Annotated in this window: 1 protein-coding gene; it reads left to right on the top strand. The window is 38.4% G+C overall.

Going from position 1 to position 378, the window contains the following annotated elements; genetic code table 11:
* Positions 1-37 precede the first annotated feature (37 nt).
* Positions 38-346 carry a hypothetical protein gene (locus tag ACP45E_RS10455; RefSeq protein WP_017038751.1) on the top strand — a complete coding sequence of 103 codons (309 nt, stop codon included), beginning with the start codon at positions 38-40 and terminating at the stop codon, positions 344-346.
* Positions 347-378: the final 32 nt, after the last annotated feature.

Raw genomic sequence — 378 nt, 5'->3', positions numbered from 1 at the left:
TGCCGCTTAGCAGAGCGTTAGCTTTCAGGGGATTTACGTGGAGTCTATAGAAGCAATTAAAACCAATTACCCAAATTTACCTGATGATTATCTTTCTTGGCTTGTAGCAAATGGGGGATCTGAAACAAATACAGGGTTTATGATCTACTCAAGTCCAATTCCATGTAGTGAAATTATTGATGGGCTGGATAATGAAGAGGAAGTTATCCTTATTGCTGATGACATGGCTGGCTACTCTATCGGTTATATGAAATCATTCGGCAATTGGAATTTAGTTGGAATTGATAGCTGCACTCTTGAAATTGACATTATTGAAGGTGTTTTTTGCGAGTACATTGAAAGCTAACAAGGCGTTTAAACGGAACTAAAACAGTGGGT

It is taken from the genome of Vibrio genomosp. F10 str. 9ZD137 (assembly GCF_049974785.1).
GTDB lineage: Bacteria > Pseudomonadota > Gammaproteobacteria > Enterobacterales > Vibrionaceae > Vibrio.
The sequence above is the reverse complement of the archived record's forward strand: the minus strand, read 5'-3'. Positions and strand labels throughout refer to the sequence as shown.